Annotated in this window: 14 protein-coding genes and 1 riboswitch; of the genes, 9 read left to right on the top strand and 5 right to left on the bottom strand. The window is 64.5% G+C overall.

Translation table 11 applies throughout. The annotated features are described in order from the left end of the window. Positions 1-15 precede the first annotated feature (15 nt). Positions 16-225, top strand: a riboswitch (cobalamin riboswitch). Positions 226-310: 85 nt separating this feature from the next. The 4 genes from OGL93_RS14215 to cobM are packed head-to-tail and all read left to right on the top strand — an operon-like array spanning position 311 to position 2,401. Next, positions 311-499: a CbtB-domain containing protein gene (locus OGL93_RS14215; RefSeq protein ID WP_263263366.1), complete on the top strand. Its 189-nt coding sequence runs from the start codon at positions 311-313 to the stop codon at positions 497-499. A gap of 10 nt (positions 500-509) precedes the next feature. Continuing rightward, positions 510-1,199 (top strand): CbtA family protein, encoded by a 690-nt coding sequence (locus OGL93_RS14210; protein ID WP_263263365.1) that lies wholly within the window; start codon positions 510-512, stop codon positions 1,197-1,199. 7 nt (positions 1,200-1,206) lie between these two features. Beyond that, entirely contained in the window at positions 1,207-1,617 is a 411-nt protein-coding gene (locus OGL93_RS14205) for a cobalamin biosynthesis protein (RefSeq protein ID WP_263263364.1), read from the top strand. A gap of 34 nt (positions 1,618-1,651) precedes the next feature. Continuing rightward, positions 1,652-2,401, top strand: coding sequence for a precorrin-4 C(11)-methyltransferase (gene cobM / locus OGL93_RS14200; protein WP_263263363.1), 750 nt, complete (start codon positions 1,652-1,654; stop codon positions 2,399-2,401). A 69-nt stretch (positions 2,402-2,470) separates the two neighbouring features. Here the strand turns inward: cobM and nfuA are convergent, their stop codons facing one another. Together nfuA and OGL93_RS14190 are read right to left on the bottom strand one after the other, a co-directional pair. Beyond that, positions 2,471-3,055 carry a Fe-S biogenesis protein NfuA gene (nfuA, locus tag OGL93_RS14195; protein WP_263263362.1) on the bottom strand — a complete coding sequence of 195 codons (585 nt, stop codon included), beginning with the start codon at positions 3,053-3,055 and terminating at the stop codon, positions 2,471-2,473. Between the two features lie 57 nt (positions 3,056-3,112). Next, entirely contained in the window at positions 3,113-4,147 is a 1,035-nt protein-coding gene (locus tag OGL93_RS14190) for an acyltransferase (RefSeq protein ID WP_263263361.1), read from the bottom strand. A 214-nt stretch (positions 4,148-4,361) separates the two neighbouring features. Here OGL93_RS14190 and metH point away from each other — a divergent pair, with 214 nt between their 5' ends. From metH to OGL93_RS14175, 3 genes are all read left to right on the top strand, one after another. Further along, complete coding sequence (gene metH / locus OGL93_RS14185) at positions 4,362-8,057, top strand: methionine synthase (protein WP_263263360.1); 3,696 nt, start codon at positions 4,362-4,364, stop codon at positions 8,055-8,057. Between the two features lie 1,043 nt (positions 8,058-9,100). Continuing rightward, positions 9,101-10,759 carry a nitrite/sulfite reductase gene (locus tag OGL93_RS14180; protein ID WP_263263359.1) on the top strand — a complete coding sequence of 553 codons (1,659 nt, stop codon included), beginning with the start codon at positions 9,101-9,103 and terminating at the stop codon, positions 10,757-10,759. Continuing rightward, on the top strand, positions 10,743-11,237 hold the full coding sequence (locus tag OGL93_RS14175; protein ID WP_263263358.1) for a DUF934 domain-containing protein: 495 nt from the start codon (positions 10,743-10,745) through the stop codon (positions 11,235-11,237). The genes OGL93_RS14180 and OGL93_RS14175 overlap by 17 nt, the downstream gene beginning before the upstream one ends. Before the next feature lie 61 nt (positions 11,238-11,298). On the opposite strand, the gene OGL93_RS14170 is transcribed toward OGL93_RS14175, so the two are convergent. Beyond that, positions 11,299-16,410, bottom strand: a complete 5,112-nt coding sequence (locus tag OGL93_RS14170) for a DUF6543 domain-containing protein (RefSeq protein ID WP_263263356.1) — start codon at positions 16,408-16,410, stop codon at positions 11,299-11,301. A 65-nt stretch (positions 16,411-16,475) separates the two neighbouring features. Further along, complete coding sequence (gene sohB, locus OGL93_RS14165) at positions 16,476-17,516, bottom strand: protease SohB (RefSeq protein WP_263263355.1); 1,041 nt, start codon at positions 17,514-17,516, stop codon at positions 16,476-16,478. Positions 17,517-17,745: 229 nt separating this feature from the next. Here sohB and OGL93_RS14160 point away from each other — a divergent pair, with 229 nt between their 5' ends. Both OGL93_RS14160 and OGL93_RS14155 read left to right on the top strand, forming a co-directional pair. Next, positions 17,746-18,444: a histidine phosphatase family protein gene (locus OGL93_RS14160; protein ID WP_263263354.1), complete on the top strand. Its 699-nt coding sequence runs from the start codon at positions 17,746-17,748 to the stop codon at positions 18,442-18,444. A 39-nt stretch (positions 18,445-18,483) separates the two neighbouring features. Beyond that, positions 18,484-18,798, top strand: a complete 315-nt coding sequence (locus OGL93_RS14155; RefSeq protein WP_263263353.1) for an SCP2 sterol-binding domain-containing protein — start codon at positions 18,484-18,486, stop codon at positions 18,796-18,798. Between the two features lie 51 nt (positions 18,799-18,849). On the opposite strand, the gene OGL93_RS14150 is transcribed toward OGL93_RS14155, so the two are convergent. Further along, positions 18,850-23,997: a DUF6543 domain-containing protein gene (locus tag OGL93_RS14150; RefSeq protein WP_263263352.1), complete on the bottom strand. Its 5,148-nt coding sequence runs from the start codon at positions 23,995-23,997 to the stop codon at positions 18,850-18,852. Between the last annotated feature and the right edge of the window lie 39 nt (positions 23,998-24,036).

Genomic DNA, 24,036 nt, shown 5'->3' with positions numbered 1-24,036 from the left:
GCCCTGGCATGCTTTCCTTACGCCTTTCGTTCGGGTGCCCTTCACGGGGTGAAACGGGAAACCGGTGCGCCGCAAGGCTAGTCCGGTGCTGCCCCCGCAACGGTAAGCGAGTGCGCTCCTGAGCCACTGTGCCTTGGCATGGGAAGGAGGGGCGAACCGGCGGCGGCGCTCTGTGCCGCAAGCCCCTCGCAAGCCCGGAGACCGGCCCGACGTTCTGTTCTAGACACACCCGCGGTGGGCGGGCTGTCCGGCCCCGCCTTGTGGCAGGGTTTCGGCGCGCCTGCCCGTCACTGACCACAAGGGAAGCGCCATGTCCGCCAACACCGCCAGCCACGTCACCGCCAGCCACGCCTCCAGCCTGACCCAACGCCTCGTTGCCGCCTGCGGCGCCGCGATCATCGGCGCGAGCCTGGTGTATTTCGCGGGCTTCTCGCACATCCCTGCCGTGCACAACGCCGCCCACGACACCCGCCACAGCGCCGCTTTCCCCTGCCATTGAGGGCCTTGCCATGATCTCGCGTATCGCGCGTACCGCAGGCTTCGCCGGCCTGTTCGCGGCCCTGCTGCTCACTTTGATGCAAAGCCTGTGGCTCACCCCGCTGATTCTGCAGGCCGAAACCTACGAAACGGCGGCCGCCAGCACCCCACACGAGCACGCCGCGGGCGAAGAACATGCCCATGAACACGAGGCCGCCGCGTGGGAGCCTGAAGACGGCTGGCAGCGCGTGCTGTCCACCACCGGCGGCAACCTGGTGGTCGCCGTGGGCTTTGCCTTGATGCTCGCCGGCCTGTATACCCTGCGCGCGCCCGGCCGCACCGCCGAAGGCCTGCTCTGGGGCCTTGCGGGCTACGCGGTATTCACCCTCGCCCCTACCCTTGGCCTGCCGCCAGAGCTACCAGGCACCGCGGCGGCTGACCTTGCATCCCGGCAGATCTGGTGGATCGGTACCGCCGCCTCCACCGCCGTCGCCCTGGCGCTGCTGGTGTTCGCCCGAGGCTGGCCGCTGAAGGTCGCTGGCGCTGCGCTGCTGGTTATCCCCCACCTGATCGGCGCACCGCAGCCGCCCATGCACGAAAGCCTGGCCCCGGAGGCGCTGGAAGGGCAGTTCCGCTGGGCTGCCCAATCCATCAACGTGGTGTTCTGGCTCGCTCTTGGCCTAGCCAGCGCCTGGCTGTTCCGCCGCGCGCCTCAGGCCTGACGCGAAAATGGGTGATCTACCCTGGCTGGTGGCCGGTTTCGGCTGCCGTCAGGGCTGCCCGCCAGGCCAGCTGCATGCGCTGCTGATGCGTGCATTGGAACTCGCCGGGGCTACGCTGGCGGACCTCACCTGCCTGGCCACCTTCGAGCGGCGCATCGATGCGCCAGGATTAGTGGCGCTGGCCGCCGAGCTGGCCCTGCCGCTTACCGGCTTTGCCGCTAGCGAGCTGGCGCCGTTCGAGCCCTGCTTGAGCCATCGCTCAGAGCCGAGCTGGCGCCACACCGGTTGCTATGGCGTGGCCGAGAGCAGTGCGCTCGCCCGTTGCCAGGCGCTGAGTGGCGCCACGCCGCGCTTGTTGGTGGCGCGCCAATGCTCCGCGGAGGCGACCGTCGCCCTGGCCTGCGCCGCGCCAACGTGAAAAGTGCTCAACTCTCTGCCAAAGGCGCCGTGTCATGACCGTGTACTTCATCGGCGCCGGCCCCGGCGACCCTGAGCTGGTAACCGTCAAGGGCCAGCGGCTGATCCAGCGCTGCCCCGTGATCATCTACGCAGGTTCGTTGGTGCCCGTCGCATTGCTGGAAAACCATACCGCCGAGCGGGTGGTGAACAGCGCCGAACTGGACCTGCAAGCTATCATCGAGGAAATGGCCCAAGCCCACGCCAAGGGCCATGACGTGGCCCGGGTGCATTCTGGGGACCCTAGCCTGTATGGCGCCATAGGAGAACAGATCCGCTGCCTGCAGGCGCGGGGAATCCCGTTCGAGATCGTGCCGGGGGTGACCGCCGTGGCCGCGTGCGCCGCCCTGCTGGGCAGCGAACTGACGCTTCCGGGGATCTCGCAGACGGTGATCCTGACGCGCTATGGCAGCCGCTCGCCGATGCCGCCGGGGGAAGCATTGGCGGACCTCGCACGCCACCGCGCGACCATGGCGATCCACCTGGGGGTCAGCCACTTACCTGATATCGTTGCGACGCTTGCGCCCTGCTACGGCGCGGATTGCCCGGTGGCGGTGATCCACAAGGCAACCTGGCCCGGTCAGGACTGGGTGCTCGGCACGCTGGCCGATATTCAGCAAAAGGTCGAAGGCAAGGGCTTCCGGCGCACGGCGCTGATACTGGTAGGGCGGGTGTTGGGCAACGATGTATTCGAGGACTCGGCGCTTTACCGCGCCGGGAAGGCCCATTTGTATAGGCCCGGATGAAGCGCTTGGCGGCCTTTGCCCGCGCCTGCAGATCACCATCTGCAGGCGCGGGCAAAGCCTGCGAGCCGATCAGTAATAAGCGTTTTCGGTGACGCTGTGATCGGTGACGTCGCGCACGCCTTTGAGCTCAGGAATGCGCTCGAGCAAGGTCCGCTCGATGCCTTCTTTCAAGGTCACGTCAGCCTGACCGCAGCCCTGGCAGCCGCCGCCGAACTGCAGCACCGCAATGCCCTCCTCGACCACGTCGATCAACGTCACCTGCCCGCCATGGCTGGCCAGCCCTGGGTTGATCTCGGTTTGCAGGTAATAGTTGATGCGCTCGTTGATGGGGCTGTCTTCATTGACCATCGGCACCTTGGCATTAGGCGCCTTGATGGTCAGTTGGCCGCCCATGCGGTCGGTGGCGTAGTCCACCACGGCGGCGTCGAGGAACGGCTCGCTGACTGCGTCGATCCAGGCGGTGAAGCTCTTGAGGCCCAACGCGGTGTCGTCGGGCTTTTCTTCGCCGGGCTTGCAATAGGCGATGCAGGTTTCCGCGTATTGGGTGCCCGGCTGGGTGATGAAGACCCGGATGCCGATGCCCGGGGTGTTCTGCTTGTTCAGCAGATCGCCCAGGTATTCCTGGGCGGCGTCGGTAATGGTAATGGCGCTCATGTAGGTTCCTCACAGACTTGCACGCAGTTTACGGCAAAGCGTGCCTGGGAGAAAGTCCTAGTAATTTTGTCGGGTTAAACCCGCTGGGATATTTTCCCTCGGCTTCACCATCCACGCCTTCATGCGATGGTAAAGGCGTTTCTCCAGCCACTGATAGCTGAGCCAGGACAGCGCCAGGATGGTCGGCACGCAGAACGCGGCGAACACTAAGTAGGGGTTGATGCCCAGGCGGGCGGAGATGAACCAGCCGGCGTACAGCACCAACAGGTGAACCAGATACACCGAATACGAGCAGTCGCCCAGGGCTTTGAGCCCTCGATGGTGGGAAAACCGCGACTCCAACGCCAGGCAACTGGCAACGATACCGGCGCTCGGCAAGCCCCAATTCAACAAACGGTTGGTGGGCTCGAGCTGATAGATCATCGCCGCGCTGGCGCAAATCGCCGCCAACGGCAGCCACACGCCGCTGCCAATCCAGCCCCGGCGCCAGGCGATACCGATGGCGATGCCAAGAAGAAATTCGTAAACGATATTGTTGGCATAGAAACGCGCCGACCACCCCAGCCGGCTCAAGGCCTCACTGGTGACCAACAGCGCCACTGCCACGAACACCGCGCGCAGGGCTTTAGGCACTAGGAACGCCAGGGAGAACAACAGGTAGAAGAACATCTCATAATTGAGCGTCCAACCCACGTTGAGGGTGGGATACAAGCCATAACCGCCAGGGTTTTCCGCGGGAATGAACAGCAGAGACAGGATAAAGGTCGACAAACTCACAGTGCCGTGGGGGATGTAGCGGCCCGCGGTGTAGAGCAGCAGCCCCATGGCCGCGGTGTAGAACCAATACGCCGGGATGATCCGGATCGCCCGGTTGAGCAGAAATTCCCTGGCCTGCAGCGGCTTGTCCCAGGTCGAGAGGTAAATCACCAGCCCGCTGATGACAAAAAAGATATCGACGCCCACTGAGCCTTTAGCGGCAAACAGGTGCCCGATGGGGCCACCACCCTCGAAATTGAAAAAAATCTGCATGAAGTGGTGACACACCACCATCCACGCCGCGATCGCCCGTAAAGCCTGAACCGAAATCAACATCTAAAGGTACCTTTGCCGCAGAAACTACCGCACCCGCGGGCGCGACCTCATACATGGGACTCAAAGGTGGAAAAGATGTTTCATATCGATGACCGGCCGGCCCAGGCATGAGCATTTAACATGAAGGAAATTCATGAAAACCTCTGCCTCGGTGTAAACGGCCTCAGCTTTGCTATCATCGCTGGCTTTACCGCCCGCCCCAGAGTTCGCCTCCATGACCGACCGCCAAGCTCGCCTGACCGCCCTGCATGACGCGCTGAAATCGCGCATCCTGATCCTCGACGGTGGCATGGGCACCATGATCCAGAGCTATCGGCTGGAGGAAAGCGACTACCGTGGCGACCGCTTCGCGGACTCGCCCAGCGACGTCAAGGGCAATAACGACCTGCTCTTGCTGTCCCGGCCCGACGTGATCGCCGCGATCGAAACCGCCTACCTGGATGCCGGAGCGGACATCCTTGAAACCAACACCTTCAACGCCACCCGGGTTTCCCAGGCCGATTACGGCATGGAAGCGCTGGTGTACGAGCTGAACGTCGAAGGCGCCCGGGTTGCGCGGCAGGTGGCCGACGCGAAAACCCTGCAAACCCCTGACAAACCCCGCTTCGTCGCAGGCGTGCTCGGCCCCACCAGCCGCACCTGCTCTCTTTCGCCCGACGTGAATAACCCTGGCTATCGCAACGTCACCTTCGACGAACTGGTGGAGAACTACACCGAGGCCACCCGCGGCCTGATCGAAGGTGGCGCCGACCTGATCCTGATCGAAACGATTTTCGACACCCTTAACGCCAAGGCGGCGATCTTCGCCGTGCAGGAAGTGTTCGACAGCCTGGGCTTCGAGCTGCCGATCATGATCTCCGGGACCATCACCGACGCCTCGGGCCGCACCCTCTCCGGGCAAACCACCGAGGCCTTCTGGAACTCGGTGCGCCATGCACAGCCGATCTCCGTGGGGCTGAACTGCGCCCTGGGCGCGAAGGAGCTGCGTCCCTACCTCGAAGAGCTCTCCAACAAGGCCGGCACCCATGTGTCTGCGCACCCCAATGCAGGCCTGCCCAACGCCTTTGGCGAATACGACGAAACGCCCGAGCAGATGGCCGCAACCGTCGAGGATTTCGCCCGCAGTGGCTTCCTCAACATCGTGGGTGGCTGCTGCGGCACCACCCCGGCGCACATCGCAGCCATTGCCAGCGCCGTTGCCCGCCACGCACCGCGGCCGATCCCGGACATCCCGCGGGCCTGCAGGCTCTCAGGCCTGGAGCCCTTCACCATCGACCGCCAGTCGCTGTTCGTGAACGTGGGCGAGCGCACCAACATCACCGGCTCCGCCCGCTTCGCCCGGCTGATCCGCGAGGAAAACTACACCGAAGCGCTAGAAGTGGCGCTGCAGCAGGTGGAAGCCGGAGCCCAGGTGATCGACATCAACATGGACGAAGGGATGCTCGACTCCCAGAAGGCCATGGTCACCTTCCTTAACCTGATCGCCGGCGAACCCGATATCTCGCGGGTGCCGATCATGATCGACTCTTCCAAGTGGGAGGTGATCGAGGCTGGGCTCAAGTGCATCCAGGGCAAGGGCATCGTCAACTCCATCAGCATGAAGGAAGGGGTCGAAGCCTTTATCCATCACGCCAAGCTGTGCAAGCGTTACGGCGCGGCGGTGGTAGTGATGGCGTTCGACGAGCACGGCCAGGCGGACACCGAGAAGCGCAAGATAGACATCTGCGCGCGCTCCTACGACATCCTGGTCAATCAGGTGGGTTTCCCGCCGGAAGACATCATTTTCGATCCGAACATCTTTGCCGTGGCCACTGGCATCGAGGAACACAACAACTACGCCGTGGACTTCATCAATGCCTGTGGCTGGATCCGCGACAACCTGCCCTATGCATTGACGTCCGGCGGTGTGTCCAACGTGTCGTTCTCGTTCCGTGGCAACAACCCGGTGCGCGAGGCGATCCATTCGGTGTTCTTGCTGCACGCCATCCGCAACGGCCTAACCATGGGCATCGTCAACGCCGGCCAGCTGGAAATCTATGACGAGATCCCCGCCGCACTGCGCGACCGGGTCGAGGATGTGGTCCTCAACCGCAGCGCCGACGGCACCGAAGCACTGCTGGCCATTGCCGATCAGTACCGCGGGGACGGCAGCACCAAGGAAGCGGAAACCGAAGAGTGGCGTGGCTGGGATGTGAACAAGCGGCTGGAGCACGCGCTGGTCAAAGGCATCACCACCCACATCGTCGAAGATACCGAACTGTCCAGGCAGGGCTTCGCCCGGCCGATCGAAGTGATCGAAGGGCCGCTGATGGCCGGCATGAACGTGGTCGGTGACCTGTTCGGCGCGGGCAAGATGTTCCTGCCTCAAGTGGTCAAGAGCGCCCGGGTGATGAAGCAGGCGGTGGCGCACCTGATCCCGTTCATCGAAGCGGAGAAAGGCGACAAACCCGAAGCCAAGGGCAAGATCCTTATGGCGACGGTCAAGGGCGACGTGCACGACATCGGCAAGAACATCGTCGGCGTGGTGCTGGGTTGCAATGGCTACGACATCGTCGACCTGGGCGTGATGGTTCCGGCCGACAAGATCCTTCAGGTCGCCCGCGAGCAGAAGTGCGACATCATTGGCCTCTCCGGCCTGATCACCCCGTCGCTGGATGAAATGGTCCATGTGGCCCGTGAGATGCAGCGGCAGGACTTCCACCTGCCGTTGATGATCGGCGGTGCTACTACCTCCAAGGCGCACACGGCGGTGAAGATCGAGCCACGCTACAGCAACGACGCGGTGGTCTACGTGACCGACGCCTCGCGCGCCGTGGGCGTTGCTACCCAATTGCTGTCCAAGGAGTTGAAGCCTGCCTTTGTCGAGCGTACTCGGCTGGACTATGCCGACGTACGCGAGCGCACCGCCGCCCGCGGCAGCCGCACCGAACGCTTGAGCTACGCCAAGGCGGTCGCGGCCAAACCAGCCTGGGACTGGGCCGCCTACCAGCCTGCACGCCCTACGTTCATGGGCGTGAGGGTACTCGAGGACATCGACCTGAATGTCCTCGCCGACTTCATCGACTGGACGCCCTTCTTCATCTCCTGGGACCTTGCTGGCAAATACCCACGCATTCTCACCGACGAAGTGGTAGGCGAAGCAGCGACGGCGCTGTTCGCCGATGCCCAGGCGATGTTGCGCAAGCTGATCGATGAAAAACTGATCAAGGCACGGGCGGTGTTCGGCTTCTGGCCAGCGAACCAGGTGGATGACGACGATATCGAGGTCTACGGCGACGATGGCAAGCCACTGGCGCGCCTGCATCACCTGCGCCAGCAGACCATCAAGCCCGACGGCAAGCCCAACCTGAGCCTGGCAGACTTCGTCGCGCCCAAGGGAAGCGGGCTTACCGATTACGTGGGTGGATTTATCACCACTGCCGGAATTGGTGCGGAAGAAGTGGCCAAGGCCTACCAGGATGCCGGCGACGACTACAACTCGATCATGGTCAAGGCGCTCGCCGACCGCCTGGCCGAGGCCTGTGCCGAGTGGCTGCACCTACAGGTGCGCAAGGAACATTGGGGCTACGCGAAAGATGAGCACCTGGATAACGACGCGCTGATCCGCGAGCAGTACCAAGGCATCCGCCCAGCACCTGGCTACCCGGCGTGCCCGGATCACACGGAAAAAGGCACCCTCTTTACGCTGCTCGACCCACATGGCAACAGCGGCGTGACTTTGACCGAGCACTACGCAATGTTCCCAACGGCTGCAGTAAGCGGCTGGTACTTCGCTCACCCGCAGGCACAGTACTTTGCAGTCGGCAAAGTGGATCGCGACCAGGTGGAAAGCTATTCCGCCCGCAAGGACCAGCCCCTTACGACAACCGAGCGTTGGCTGTCGCCAAACCTTGGCTATGAACCCATATAAATCAACAGCTTATATAGAGGCCCTAACAAAAACATGAGCATTGGACGTGCTCAACACCCCGTAGGAGCGGGCGAAAGCCCGCGAACCGACGCCCTCCCCTCAAAGCCATAATTATTTTAAAATCAATTATTTACGCTTTAAACCTCACGCCTTTTGGAGGACCGCCACACTGATCTGTAGGAGCGGGCGAAGCCCGCGAACCAGCGGCCCTTCTAAAACCCTGATCACCTTACAAATCAATAAATTATGGTCAAAACCTCAGAGCCGTAGAAGAATTGATGCCCTGCGCCCGACTCTAGGAGCGGGCGAAAGCCCGCGAACCAGCGGTTTCTCCTAAAGCCTGATTACCTTACAAATCAATAAATTACGATCGAAAGCTCAGAGCTTTTGGAGAATTATTGCCCTGCGCCCAACTGTAGGAGCGGGCAAAAGCCCGCGAACCAGCGGTTCTCGAGAAACCTCAATAACCTTAAAATCAGATAGTTACGGTAAAAACCTCACAGCCGTTAACGCACTACCGCCGTGCGCCCGACTGTCGGAGCGCGCAAAACCCATGAATGGAGCGACCGGCGCAATTCCGCAGGCTTTCGCACTTCTCCCTTTAAAAATAAACGCCCATAATCAGACGCTTACTCTGAAGACCTAAAGAAAAGTCGCACCCGCTCAATGCGTCGCGACCCAGAACACGACGGCAGCTATCACCAGCACCGCCATGAAGGCTGTGGCCCAGGCATCTATATGGTGAGCGGGTTTTTTCGGCTTCACGGACAGGTGATGGCGCATCGGGCAGTACCTTTGTTGTTGTTCTGAAGTGTGGCGCGTTCGTCCAGCGAGGTTGGACGTTCGTACCAGTCAAGCGCACCATTGCTGCCACCGCCAATCACTCCGTCGGGAACCCGCCGCTCGTCATCGCCGCATATCGGTATTAGCTATTTCCTTATAAAAAAACTTCGCTTTAGTGAATATGGCAAAACGGGTATCTTCCGCCGGCTAAGAGATAATGCGCGACCGTGAGCGCAGACCAGCCTGAAGACAGGACACCTATGTACGTTTACGACGAGTACGATCAACGGATCATCGAGGACCGCGTCAAGCAGTTCCGCGACCAGACCCGCCGCTACCTTGCAGGTGAACTCAGCGAGGAAGAATTCCGCCCGCTGCGCTTGCAGAACGGCCTCTACATCCAGCGTTTCGCGCCCATGCTGCGAGTGGCGGTGCCATACGGGCAACTGACCTCGCGGCAGGCGCGCATGCTGGCGAAGATCGCTCGCGACTACGACAAAGGCTATGCCCACATCAGCACTCGCCAGAACGTTCAGTTCAACTGGCCGGCGCTGGAAGACGTTCCGGAGATTCTCGCGGAGCTGGCGACCGTGCAGATGCACGCCATCCAGACCAGCGGCAACTGCCTGCGTAACGTGACCACCGACCAGTTCGCCGGCGTGGCCGCCGATGAAGTGGTCGACCCGCGCCCCTGGTGCGAGATCGTTCGGCAGTGGACCACCTTCCACCCCGAGTTCGCTTACCTGCCACGCAAGTTCAAGATCGCCATCAACGGCGCCAGCAGCGACCGCGCCGCCATCGAAGTGCACGACATCGGCCTGGAGCCAGTGCGCAATGCCGCCGGCGAGCTGGGCTTCCGGGTGCTGGTCGGTGGCGGCCTGGGCCGCACGCCGGTGGTCGGCGCGTTCATCAACCAGTTCCTGCCCTGGCAGGACCTGATCAGCTACCTGGACGCCATCCTTCGCGTATACAACCGCTACGGCCGACGAGACAACAAGTACAAGGCCCGGATCAAGATCCTGGTAAAAGCCCTCACACCAGACGTGTTCGCCGAAAAGGTCGAGGCAGAAATGGCTCACCTGCGCGGCGGCGCCACCACCTTGACCGAGGCCGAGGTGGCTCGGGTCGCCGGGCATTTCGTCGACCCCGAATACAAAGCGCTCGAGCACATCCCTGACGCCCTCGCCCAGCTCGATGCCGAGCACCCTGGGTTCGCCCGCTGGCGCCAGCGCAACGTGTTCGCTCACAAGCGCCCCGGCTACGCCTCGGTCACGCTGTCGCTCAAGCCTACCGGCACCGCACCCGGGGACCTGACCGACAAGCAGTTCGACGCCATCGCCGACATGGCCGATCGCTACAGCTTCGGCCAGCTGCGCACCTCGCACGAACAGAACGTGATCCTCGCCGACGTGGAGCAGTCGCAGCTGCACGCGCTGTGGCTCGAAGCCCGGGAGTCAGGGTTCGCCACGCCGAACATCGGCCTGTTGACGGACATCATCTGCTGCCCCGGCGGCGACTTCTGCTCGCTGGCCAACGCCAAGTCGATTCCAATCGCCGAGTCCATCCAGCGCCGCTTCGATGACCTGGACTACCTGTTCGACATTGGCGAACTGGACCTGAACATCTCCGGCTGCATGAACGCTTGCGGCCATCACCACGTGGGCCATATCGGCATCCTTGGGGTGGACAAGAAAGGTGAGGAGTTCTACCAGGTATCCCTGGGCGGCAGCGCCAGCCGCGACGCCAGCCTCGGCAAGATCCTCGGGCCGTCCTTCGCCCAGGACGACATGGCGGACGTGATCGAGAAACTGATCGACGTTTATGTGGAAAAGCGCACCGAAGACGAGCGCTTCATCGATACGTACCAGCGTATCGGCATCGACCCCTTCAAGGAGCGCGTGTATGCAGCGAATCATTAAGAACGACCAGGTGGTCGACGAAACCTGGCACCTGCTGCCCAAGACCGTGACCCTGGATGATCTGAGCAACTGTGACGACTACATCGTGCCGCTGGCGCTGTGGCGCGACCACGCCCACGCCCTCAAGGCGCGGGATGGCGGGCTGGGGATCTGGCTGGATGCCGACGAGGAAGCCGAGGAAATCGGCGAAGACGTGGCGCAATTCCAGGTCATTGCGCTGAACTTCCCCGCCTTCACCGACGGCCGTAACTACTCCAACGCGCGCCTGCTGCGCGACCGCTACGGCTTCAAGGGCGAGCTGCGGGCGATTGGTGACGTGCTGCGCGACCAGTTGTTCTACTTGCACCGGTGCGGCTTCGACGCATTCGCCATTCGCCCGGATAAAGACCCCTACGAAGCGCTGGAAAGCCTGCGCGACTTCTCCGTCACATACCAGGCCGCCACCGACGAACCCCTGCCGCTGTTCCGCCGGCGCTGAAGCGACCCGAGTTCACCGGCGGCCCCCTCGCACAGCGGGGCAAGCCGGTGATCCACGCGCCTCAGGAAGACGTGGTTGGGGAGGCCGGGCTGGCGAGCCCGAGTAACTGGCGAGTCAACTGCAACGCCAAGGCATCGGCTGACCGCTGCCGCTGCTGGCCGATCCACTCGTACGCGATGCGCACGTGCTGCTCGTTCAGCCGAGGCGCCACCTGCTGCCGAGGCGGCCAGGCAACGTCGGTTAATACCTCGCGCAGGCCGTTCAATGTGGCCGGCCAGGGCGCATCCATGGCCGAAGGTTCAGTGCTGAGGCTGAACAAGTAGCTTGCCGCCTCGTCCCAGGGTGCGCGCAGCGGTTCGAAGGCTTGCGCGTGGGCATGCTCCAGGTAGGTCCGAAAGCCCGGGCGGTGCGCAACCCATGTAGCGAAGGCTTGCGCGATGTCCGCCGCCCTTACCTCAGCCTCTATCCGGGCCAGGGTCGAGAGGCTGACCCGGGTGCTGTAGTGCATCTGCCGGGTAGGTGGCAGGTCGAGGCTGCGCTGAAGCTGTTGGGCCAGGTAGAAACGCACCTCGACTTCATCGATACCCTCTCCCAGCAGCGCATCGTCAAGGTCATCGGCGGGGTCGAGCGGCGGCGCGCTGTCCGCCGAACCTGTGGCTAGCACGTCATAGCGTGCCTCCCGCGCACGAACGATACGCCGGGCGCGGTCGTCTACCAGTGCCCGGCGCCACAGGCGGCGCTGGAACGCCAGCAACTCACGCAGCGGCCCGTCCCCGGCGGTTGGCGAGCTGGCGACGATACGCCAGGCTTGCACCTCGAACTCCATGTCATCCAGGGTCAGGGACACACCGTCGGCACAGGTGCCCATGGTGTCTTGCGCCAAGGCGAACAGCCGCTGGCGGAGTTCCTCCAGGCCCGGAAGGGCGTGCTCTGCCGGGCGCAGCCAGGTCTCGACCAGGGCCCAGGTACGCTGACGGGTTTCCAAGGGGGCGGCGCGATGATCGGCGGTGCCCACCACACGGCTGAGCAGCTGGTAGAACGGCGTGGCCTCATGTTCCATGCGTTCGGCGCGGATCAGCTCCGCCAAGGGCGGCGGGCAGTCGAGCAACCAGGCGTCTTCGTCGCCCGCCCCACCCGCGGCGTCGGATCCCGGCGAAGCGGGCAGTTCGACGAAGAATGTTATATCCGCTCGCCGCAGCATCGCCCGCGCTTCGGGCGACAAGGGGTTGGCGTTGAGGTTGATGCCGATCCCGTAGTATTGCGATTCAACGTTGTTGTAATGCTCCCGCGTCAGCTGCACGAACCGCGTCTCTGCCAGGTCTGGCAGGTGCTCCAGGGCATTGTCCGAGAGGTTGATATCGCGCAACCTCATGGGCACGTTGTTCATCAGGTCGAGCAGCCCCGGCGGGAACTCCGTAAGGTTGGTCGCGCCAAGGTCCAGCAGCGTCAGCTGGCGCAGATGAGCAACCACTGGCGCGCGGTCCAGTGGGTTGCCGCTCAAGCTGAGCTCTTCAAGCTGGTGCAGGTGGTCGAAGCCGCTGGCCGTCTGCTGGTCGAGGGTGATCAGATTGCCTTCGAGGTCAAGCATGCGCAGGTCGGGAAATTGCCGCAACGACTGGAAGTCCGCCGCCGACATCGTCAGGTCCGTACCTGCCAGGTCCAGCTGGCGCAAAGTGCCGGCGATGGGCATTGCGGCGCTGACGACCTCACTCAGCTGCCGCGGGCCGGTGTAATCCAGGCTCAGGCGCTGGAGGCCTGGCACCCGTTCGAGCGCGGGCAATTCCACCAGGCGATTCATGCTCAGGTCGAGCCACCTAAGGTTGGGGAAGCTTGTGAGGAAGGTATCGCTGAGCCGCGCCAGGCCCATGTCCTGCAACACGATCCGCTGCACGTGCGCGAAGCGTACCGTCAGGGTTGGCAAGGTCGTCACCGGCAGGCTGCGCAGTGTCAGCCCGTAACCCAGGCCGCCGAAGCCAAAGGTGGTTTCCCGCCGCTGCCACAGGCGAACGAACTCATCGGCCACGGCCTGGCGGTTCTCCGCTTCGTGTTCATGCGCTGTTTCAACAGGGCCATTCGGGGCCTGCCTGACCCAATTCGCCAGCTCCAGCCGCAAGCGTGCAAATTCGGTATTTAGCCTTACCAGCGCCGTGGTAGCGGCCTCATCCTGGCCCAGTTCGGCGCGCAGCTCGGTCAGTTCGGCCTCGCTTACTTCAGGAAACAACGCCCGCAGGCTCTGCCGGTAAGGATCCGGGTTTTCTGGCAAGGTTGCTGGCAATCGCCCCCTGCCGCTCAGTTCATAGCCAATGGCACCGTTGCGCCGGCTGGGCGGGCGAAAGAACCGCCGGTTGCCCCGGGCAAGCCCCAGCAAGGGCCGCAGCGCATCCTGGTCGCTTAGGGCCTGCTCGAGCAAGGCGCCGCGCAGGGTCGCGGCGTTCTCGATGCCCGGCGCAGCGGCGGCGCGGGCCGAGGCCGGAAGCGTGGCGTAGATCGCCTCTTCCAGGCCACCGCGTGGGCTGAGCTCCAACCCTTGGGCGTCGTAAGCCTGATAATGCCCGCCACTGCGGACGATGATCCCGCCGTGGCCGGCTGGATCACCGATTGCCTGCAACAGTGCGCCGTTGAACACCTCCCGGCGCAGCTCCAAGCGCACCCCGGCGGCCCACCCGCCCAGGCCCGGCAGCAGCCCACACACCAACCGTTCCCGGTCAGGGCTGCTCGCCCCAGTGGCCAACGCATCACAAGCGCGCAGCACCCGCAGTTGGCGCAAGGCGTCGGCGGCTTGCTCCGCCAGCGCAGGTGGCATGTGGCCTGCTGCCAGCGCCTGGCGCTGCCGTTGGGCAATGCCACGCATCAGCGCTTCCACACAAGGGGCCGGCAAGCCGGGAAACTGCCTGCGCAGGGTTTGCCGTGGAACGTCCGCCGGCGTTTCGGGCTCAGCGATGCGGCTAACCAGAGCCATACGCTGCGCCTCGATCGCGGCCGCCCAACGTTGGGCCAAGTTTTCATGCGCAGGCGCGGCGGGTATCAGGGAGGTTTCCGGCCCCAGCAGCGCATCGAGGGCCTGGCCACTCAGTTGGGCGATAAGCCGGGCCGCCCAGGTGCCGTCCGCCAGTTCGGCCTGGTCGAGCCGAACGCGTAGGGCGCTGTCGTTTGGGCCGAATACCACGTCGGCGTTGCCGGCGCGGTACTCCAACGCCAGCTCCGCCGGCCAGCCGGGAATGCCGCGCAGCGCTTCCACCAGCGGCAGCGGCAGGCGGTCGAGGCGGCGGGTGCCGTTCAACGCGGCCACGGCCAGGTCCAGCGCCTGGGCGGCCAACCGCCTTGCCAGCAGGTCTGCCAGCAATGGGGGCATGGGGCTAGCGTCCAGGTGGGCCAAGCGCAGCTGCGCGTCGCTGATACCCGCCAGCTGCTGAGCATCCACTAGCGTTTGCTCTGGAAGGGCCTCATAACGTGGATCGAAACGGCGGATCAGCCTGACGCCGTCCCACTCGGCCACGCGCTCATGAGGCGCGCGCCAGGCGCCGGCACCGTTGCCCTGTAACAGCGGGGCAAGCCCGCCGCTGGGATGTAGCACTTGGGCGGTAGTTGCAGTGAGGGCTGAGCCCACCTGGTGATAACGCCCGTCGATCCGTACCCAGGCGTTGTCATGATGGCGATACACCCCATTGCCATCGGGCTCGAGCCCAGCCGGGGGCGATTGCAGCGCGCGAAAATCTTCGAGGTCCGGCCGCCACAAGCGCACCTGGCCGTCAGCGGCAACCACTGGCACCAGTTGACGGGCAAAATCCAAGGTTGGCGCACTCACTTCAGGGCGTTTACCCAAGCCAAAGAACCCTGCGTTTTCCACTGCCCCGAACAGGTGTTCCAAGGCCGCGTGGTTCTCACCGCGGCGCCACGCGTGCACCCCCTGGTAAACGCTGTACAGGCTCTGCGAAAGCACGATCGCGTCGGCGATAAGGTTGATGCCGGGCAGCGCCGACCCTACCAGCAAGGCCAGGCTTGTGCCCAACTGCTCGCCGACTTCGACCCACTGGGCGTAGCGATCGAACGTATCGCGATGATCGACTTGGGCGGTCGGCACCGCCACGGTGGCCGCTTCGGCCAAGGTTTGCTGCGCCCACGCCCGGTAATGCTCAACGAAAGGATCACCACTGATCGGGGTTGGCGCCCAGCTCAGGTGAGGCGCCAGCCACCCATCGGGAGCCAGCGCCGTATTGACTCGCTGGACGAACGCCGGCCGCCTCGCCAACGGCACGAAGCTGGCGAGCAACGTCAAGAACGCCGGAGCCTGGAGGCGTGTGGCCAGAGTGACTGCGAAAGCACGAGCGTCGGCATACTCGCTTACGCTGCCCTGCGGGTCCCCCGGAATATAAGCCACTATCCGTCGCGTATGGCTCACCGACGGTTGCGGGGTGAACACGAGCAGGCCCGACAGGGGAAAGTCAAACAAGGCGAGCCGCTGCGCCTGCGAGGCGATGGGCGTGACCGGGCCTGTCGTCAACCGCAGGTGGGCCAACAGGGCTTCCCCCTCCTCCCCTAGCTTGCCCTGTAGACGCGCCTCGCCCGCGGCCGCCATGAAGGCCTTGCGCTGGGCGTGGAATACCCGCCAGGCGAATGGGGGCGTTGAAGTGATTTCACGTTCCCTTCCTGGTAGCTGGGTGGTCACGTGCTCGCTAATTTGCCGCTGGAAGGCCCCGCCCAAGTCGAGTGCCCGGCAGCGGCTGGCGAAGGCTTCCGGGCGCAGCGTCAGTGGCCGGGTCAGGTCCACCTCCCCGGTGGCGGTAACCCCGGCAAACAAGCCAGAGCCTTCGCCGTAAGCGCCGGGGTAAGTATCGCGCTGATGGAAGTTAAACAGCGCCGCCTCGAGCAACGTCCGTTGGAGCGTAGGCTGTTTGCCGGCAGGGTCGACCCAGCGCAGCACCGCCTGCTGGAAGTCGACTGGGCCGCTGAACGCCGGCGCCAGCGCTGAGTGCAAGCGCTGAAGGGCAAAGTCTTGAAGCACTGGCAGGCTGTGGGCCGCTTGCTTGAATGCTTGTCGCGCGGCCTCAGCGTCGACGGCCAAATGGCGCAGTCGAGCCCGCTGCTCGGCGGTGGCATGGCGCAACCACTCGGGTAAGCGCGACAGCACAAACCCCTGATGGGGAAGCGGATCTACAGGAAGAGTATCGGTCATGGGGGCCTCCGGTTTGGGAGGCCCGATGGTAGGTAGGTGGCGTTAGGCGCCGCGGTACATAACGCCTACCAGAACCTCGCCTCGGCCAGCTTGTTCCACAGCCGCCCAACCACCTGTTCGAAGGCGCCGCTGGCCGCCAGGCCCACTCGCTCGGTCAGGCTTTTGCGCTCGGCGTAATGCAGGTGGAACAGCTCCGCGGTACGAGCTTTTTCCGCCAGGTACTCGTCGCTGGTCTTGATTTCGTCCACCAGCTTGCGTTCCAGCGCCGCCACCCCCAGCCACACTTCACCGGTCGCCACTTCGTCGATCGACAACTGCGGCCGGTAATGCACCACGAAGTTCTTGAACAGGCGGTGGGTGATGTCCAGGTCTTCCTGAAATTTCTCGCGGCCTTTTTCCGTGTTCTCGCCGAACACCGTCAGGGTGCGCTTGTATTCCCCAGCGGTGTGCAACTCAACGTCAATGTCATGCTTGCGCAGCAACCGGTGCAAGTTGGGAAGCTGCGCCACCACGCCGATCGAGCCCAGCACGGCAAACGGCGCGCTGACGATCTTCTCGCCGATGCAGGCCATCATGTAGCCGCCGCTTGCCGCGACTTTATCGACGCATACCGTCAACGGCACGCCGGCCTGGCGGATGCGCGCCAGTTGCGAGGAGGCCAGGCCGTAGCTGTGAACCATGCCGCCGCCGCTTTCCAGCCGCAGCACCACTTCGTCCTTGGGCGTGGCCAGGGTCAGCAGCGCGGTGATTTCATGGCGCAGGCTTTCGGTGGCCGAAGCCTTTATATCGCCGTCGAAGTCGAGCACGAACACCCGCCCTTTGGCATCCACGGCTTTGTTTTTCGCCTTAGCCTTGCGCTCCGCCTTTTCATCTCGCGCTTGCTGCTTGCGCAACCGCTTGAGGCCGTCTTTATCCAGCAGCGCGGCCTCAAGGCGTTCACGCAGGCCCTTGTAGAGGTCGTTCAGGCGAGTGACCTGCAAATGCCCACCGCCCTTGCGACGCCCCTTGGCGCGCAACGAGGCGATGCCGGCAAATACCACGAGCAACGCGATGACCACGGTAACGGTACGGGCGAGAAAGCCCAGGTATTCGGAGAGAAACTCCACGGTGACTCCTGCAACGAATGGAAAACGTCCATCAGCATACCGGCGAGCGTGCGCTGGGGATAGCCAGCCTCTGCGTGCTCGGCCGCCGGCAGGGCTAATGGCCCACGACGTGAATGAAACGGCCTTTTGAAACGCTTGTATGAAATTCGTTTGACAGGCCCGATCCTCACACCTAACCTCCCCCACAATTGCATTGCACAGCGGCGGGCGTCAGCGGTGGGCACAGCACGTGGGTAACCTTTATCTCATCCGGCATGGCCAGGCCTCGTTCGGCGCGAGCGACTACGACGTGCTCTCGCCGTTGGGCGTGCGCCAGGCGCAGCTGTTGGGGGGGTTCCTTGCCGACGCGGGCATTCGCCTCGACCGTTGTTTCGCCGGTGGCCTGCGCCGCCAGCAGGATACCGCGACCCATGCCCTGGCCAAGCTTCCCGGCGCCCCTGGCTTGCAGACCGATGCCCGTTTCGACGAATTCGATGCCCAGGGCGTGATCCGTGCCCTGGTGCCAGGCTTGGTCCCCGACGAGCCCGAGGCGCTGCACATCCTGCGCAACGCCGCTGATCACCCCGCACAATTCCAGCGCCTGTTCGAACGCATCATCGAGCGGTGGCTCGACGGCGCCGAGGGCCCGGCCGCCAGCGAATCCTGGGCAGCGTTCCTGGCGCGCACCGGCGAGGCGCTGGATGAGGTGCTAGCGGCGGCCCGGCCGGGCGAGAACGTTGCCATCTTCACCTCCGGCGGGGTAATCACCGCACTGCTCCATCGCTACACCGGCCTGGCCGCCAGCGAAGCCTTCCGCCTGAACTGGCAGATCTACAACAGCTCGCTGAGCCACCTGCGTTTTCGCGGCACCGACGTCACCCTGGCGTCTTTCAACAGCCACGCGCACCTGCAACTGGCGCGGGCTCCCGAACTCGTTACCTGGCGCTAGCGCCACGACACCAGCCCCCTAAATGAAAAGGACGCTTACATGAGCGACGTAAAAGACGCGATTGAAACCATGAAATCGAAGTTCAACCCAGCCGCCGCCGCTGGCCTGGACCTGGTATTCGGTTTCCGTATCGATGAGGCCGAACACTACAGCCTGGTGGTCAAGGACAGCACCTGCGACATCCAGGAAGGCGAAAACCCAGACGCCCAAGTGACCCTCGTCATGGACAGCGAGACCCTCAAGGGCATCGTCGACGGCTCCACCGACGGCATGCAGGCCTTCATGGGCGGCAAGCTGCGGGCTGAGGGCGACATGATGCTGGCGATGAAACTGAGCGAGCTGTTCCCTCAGTAATCGACACGTATCACCCAGGCGCTTGCGGGAAACCCCGCAAGCGCCTTTTTTTTAGCCGATAAGGCCGAGGGTAAGGCGCAAGCGCAGCGCATCGAGCGCCAGGTTGAAGCGCTCGCTCAGGCGTTGGCTCAACAGGTAGGCCTGTTGTTCACTCAGCACTGGAAGAACATCGCCGCCTGCCGCGTTCCGCCATTGCACATTGGGCTCGACGGCTTCCAGCAGGTCCAGCACGGCAGGGCCCAGTGGGTCGCCTGCCGACTCGCCGGCGGCACGCTCAAGCACATAGGCCAGTGCCTCGTTGTACGGCTCCCGGACCTGCTCGAACTCCGCCGCGTAGCGCCGCTCCAGCGCCAGCCGCCAGGTCTGCTGGTGGTTCACCAGCCACTGGGCGAAGCCTTCGCGGGTATCCAGCGCACGAACCCGCGCGGCGATCCTCAAGACCGTGGCAGGCGCGACCACAGAGGCGTACAACCGCTCACTGACCTGCGGAAGCTCCAGTTCATGCTGCAGCAGCTGGCGCAGCAACAGGCGTAGTTCCACTTCATCGATACCGATGTCCAACTGGTGTGGCGGCACTTCATCGGCCAGGTCGGTCGCCGGGTCAGGTGCTTCCCTGCCCGCCAGGCGCGCCACGCGGGCCCGCACCAGGCGCTGCGCCTGGGCGTCGAGCAGCGCCTGCCGGTGCAGGCCGCGGGCAGGCGTCAGGGCGGCCAGCAGCGGCCCGTTTTCGTCGCCCACGGCTGATCCGGCAATCGCCCGCCACACGCTCACTTCCGCCTCGAATTGATCGAGGGTCAATGCCACGCCATCACCGCACGTTGCCCTCGCCTCGGTGGCCATTTCGAACAAGCGATCGCGCAACTCGGTCAGGCCTGGCAGCGCATCCGGGCCAGGCATCAGCACGAGCTCGGCCAGCATCCAGGCGCGGCTGACAGCCTCTTGGCGCTGTTCCGCCGTACGGCCTCGCAGGTATGGCCCCGTACGGACCACCTCACCGAGCACCTGATAAAACGCTTGCGCGCTGGGTTCTTCGCGGGCATTGCGGATCAGCCCCTGTAGGGGTTCCGGACAACCCAGCAACCAGACGTCCTCTGCGGCTACCTGATGGCCGGCCCCATCCGCGCCTGGGTCGAACTCGAACCCCGAGTGGCCGAGCATGGCGACCGCCTGGGCATCGAGGGGATTGCCGTCGAGGTTCAGGTCCATCGCTCGTCTGTCCCCTTCGGCCTGGCGGTTACGGCGGAAGAACTCCGTAGTCGTGAGGTCGGGAAGCTGGCGGATGGCGTTGTCCGCCAGGTTGATGTACGTCAGCCGCAGATCAGGCTGAGCCATCAAGGCATCGAGCCCCGGTGGTATGGCCTGCAATCGAGCCTCAGCGATGGATAGCCGGGAGAGGCGGCTCAACGACTGGACATTCGGCGCCATGCCAAGCGGGTTGCCGTCCAGCGAGAGCATTTCAAGCTGGGCGAGCGCGGCGAAGGCGTCTTGCGTCTCGACCGTGAGCCGGATCTCGTTGTAGTCCAGCTGCAACTCTTGAAGCCTTTGGAACTGGCCCAGCCATGACAGCAACTGGTCGGTAGGCAGGGTTGGGTTGTTCGACAGGTCCAGGCGTTGCAGCGCGCCAGACGAGGGCTGCAGCCAGGGCAAAAGCTGCGGCGCGCATTCTGGCCCCAGGTCGCGCAGGTGCGCCTCGCGTAGCCGGCTGACCCACGACGGCCCGCCTGGTAGCTCGCGCAGCCGGTTGCCATCCAAGTGCAGTATGCGCGCGTTGGGGAACATCGCCAGGAAGGCAGGATCCACCCGCTCGAGCCCCATGCCTACCAGCTCCAGTTCGAGAATGTGAGGAAAGCTCACCTCCACCACCGGCAGGCTGGCACGGATTTGCAGGTAGGCCAGGCTGAGCGAGTGGCGCACGGGCCCATCGCCGAGCGTGGCGCGTGTGCAGATGAACCGCCGCTGCCACGCCTGCAGCATCACCCTGACCGTCAGCTCGCGGGCCGGCCGGGCAGCGGCGCTGGGCGCGCGCGGCGCGCTGCTTGCGCCCCTGAGCCAGTCGCCCAGTTGTACCCTGAGTTCACTGAGCTCTCGGCGGCGACGGGTAATTTCCTCCACCGCGGCTGCTCCCTCGCCCACTTCGCCACGCAGCGTTTGCAGGGTGGCCAGGTCCACGTCCGGGTACAGCGCCCTGAGCAAGTAACTGATGGTGTCTGGGCGTGAATGGGGTGGGGACCCCGCGCCTCTGCCACTGAGCGCATAGCCCAGGCGCCCGTCTGCGAAGCGCGTGGGCGCGCGGAAGAACCGCCGGGTATTGCCCGCCATCCCCAGCCAGCGATGCAACTCGGGCTGATGGGCGATAGCCATGGCCACCAGACGTTCGCGCAGGCTGTGCACATTGCTCAGGGCATGGGCCAGCCTACCGGCCTGTCTATGCAAAATGCTGATGACAGCGTGCTCGAGAGTGCCCCCCTGCTCGACGGTGGGTGGCGCCAGGCCATAAGCCCGGTAGCGGCCATGTTCCACCGCGATCACATGGGCGGCCGCCTGCTCCGGGCCCGCGCGGCGTAGCAATGGGCCCGCTGCCCCTCCCTGGCGCAGCTCGATGGCCAGCCCTGGCGGCCAGCCTTCAAGGCTGGGCAGCAGGCCCATGAGCAAGGCATCGCGATCGGCCGTAGAGCGGCCGTCATGAAGGGCCTCGCAGGCGAGGCCAATGCGTAGCTGGCGCTGGTATTGCGCCGCCAGTTCTGCGATCGCCAGGGGTACCCTGCCGGCGTTCAGCCTTGTCAATTGCACGCTGTCGCAAGCACTCAGCAGGTCGTCCAGCACATCACGGGGCAGGCTCGGGAACTGCCTGGCAAGGACCGCCCTCTGAGCCGCCACATCATCCGCCGGCTCCGACAGCCCGTCGTTGCCGCTCAGAGCATCGAGCAAACTGTCACGCTGCCGCTCGATCACCTCGGCCCAGCCGCGGCCAAGGCGCTGGCTGGCTTCTTCAACGGACACTGCCCTGCCTATCAAGGGGCCGAGGTCGACGTCCTGCAACTGCACGAACAGGGCCTCGACCCAGCTGCCATCCATCAACTCCCCAGAGGTCAGGCGCACGCTGCGTATCACCTCGGGCTGCAATTCGGAAACCGCGCCGTCGGCCCGGGCCAGCTCGATCCCCACCTGCGCCGGCCACCCTGGAAGGCCGGTGAGGGTGCGCACCACGGCGGGATGAACCAACGGCTGGCGAGCAGTATCGCGCAGCGCGGCGGCGGCCTGGCCGATATCACGCAGCAGGGCCCGGCGCCGCAGCAGGTACCCCAGCGTGCCCGGTAGCGGCTCCCCGCGCAGGGCGCGGCCTTGCAGGCTCGAGCTGTCGACACCTGCCCATTGCCGTACCTGCGTTACGGTCAGGTCGTCCAGGTCCACCGCCTCCGCACTAGAGCGGCGGACCAGCATAGCCGCCGACCACTGCTCGGGCAGCTCGTCTTCGCTACGCCAGCCGCCTCGGCCGTTGCCGAGCAACCGTGGAGCATGCCCGCGCTCATCGGCTGAGCGAATGGGCTCTGCCACATAGGGCGTGGCGCCAGGCGCCACCTCAATGTACGTATCAGGCAGGTGCACCCACGCACGGTTGCCCACTCGCAGCACCCCGTCGGGCGGCAACGGGCCGGCCCCCGCCGGCGCCTCAGGGCTACCTAGCATGGCCAGGTCGGGAACCCATAGGCGGCTTTGGCCGTGTTGATCGGCAACCAGTTGCAAGCGGCCCAGCAGGTCCTGCCGTTCAGCGTCGGTCGGGCTATGTTCGCTGGGCAGCAGAAACCGTGCGTTCTCAACGGCGCCCAACAGCAGCGACCGGGCCACGCGCTCGTCGCCTTGCAGCCATGCGCGGGAGGCATCGAAGACGCTGCGAAGGGTTTGCACCATCGAATACACGGCGATCACATGGCCCACGCCAGGTATGAACGACAGCACGAACAGGCCCAGTTGCTCACCCAAGGCAACCCAGTGCTCATGACGCGCCAGGGCGGCGAGGCGGTCGGCGCGGGCCGTAGGCACCGCCAGCGTCGCTGCGTTGGCCAGTGTGTGCCGCGCCCAACTGGCGTAACGCTGGCTGAAGAGGTCATGCAAAGGTAAAAACGCGGTAGCGATCCTGGGCCGGTCTACCTTCCATTGCCCTTGGAGCACCCCGACCGAAAGGTCCAATGCCTTGAGCGGGTTCATCGCGGTAGTGAACAACCGGTCGAAATCGGCCGGAGGTGGCCCTTCCACGGCGCGGATGAATGCCGCCTCATCGTCGAGCGTCACACAGCCAGCAAGAAACCTGAGGTACGCCGGGTGGGCCAAGCGGGCCTGCAGTTCGGCACTCATGGCGTCTGGGCTGGGGAACTGGGTAAGCGGGGACTGCGGGTCGTTGGGCACATAGAGCAAACAGGGCCTGCCCTCGCCCTGGTTTCGGTCCGCCAGGATCACCAACACCCGATCCAGCTCAAAGCCGGCCAGTTGCAAGCGCTTGGCGGCTGCGGGCAAAGGCGCGATGGTTGGGTCGGGCGCCAGCGCCCAGTTGGCCAGCAGTGCTTCTCCGATGCTGTCGATGGTGCCCTTGAGCCTGGCGATGCACGCCTCGCTCGCCAGGGCGTCGCGGTCGGCTTCGCAGAACAGCCGTGGGAAGGTTACGGTCGCGGTATGCTCCGTGGGCGGCAATTGGGCGGGCACCTGGCTGGCCAGGAGGGTGGCGAACCCGGCGCCCACGTCTGCCTGGCGGCAGGCTTTGGCAAAGGCCCAGGGGGTGGTGCCGAGGCGGCTGGCCGGGTCGGGGTCGCCATCGGCGCCCACTCTGCCGAACAACCCCGACCCCGGCCCGAAGGCATCCGGCTCGGTGTCAGCTTCACTGAAATTGCGTATCGCTGCCTGTACCAGGGTGCAGGTCAGCGCGGAATTGTCCTCATCCGGGTCGACCCAGTACAGCATCGCAACGTTCGGATCGACGTCCTGCTCGCCCAAGTCATGCAGCAGGCGGCCCAACTGTTCACTGGCGTATGCGCTGTAGCGCGGCAGACGCAGCGCCGCCGCTCCAAGGGCACGGCGCGAAGCCTCGGCGCGGGCGGTCAGCGCGTCCAGCTGTTGCAGACGCTCAAGGCTGGCGCCAGCGAGCCAAGTCGGCAGGCGGGCAGCGATCAGGTCCTTATAAAGGGCATTCGTTGAGTGTTCAGGCATGGCAAGCTCCTTTTTGAGAGGCTGCCAAGCCTAGGGAGC

Source organism: Pseudomonas sp. RIT-PI-S, assembly GCF_025642975.1.
GTDB lineage: Bacteria > Pseudomonadota > Gammaproteobacteria > Pseudomonadales > Pseudomonadaceae > Aquipseudomonas.
This window is presented reverse-complemented; position numbering and strand designations above follow the sequence as displayed.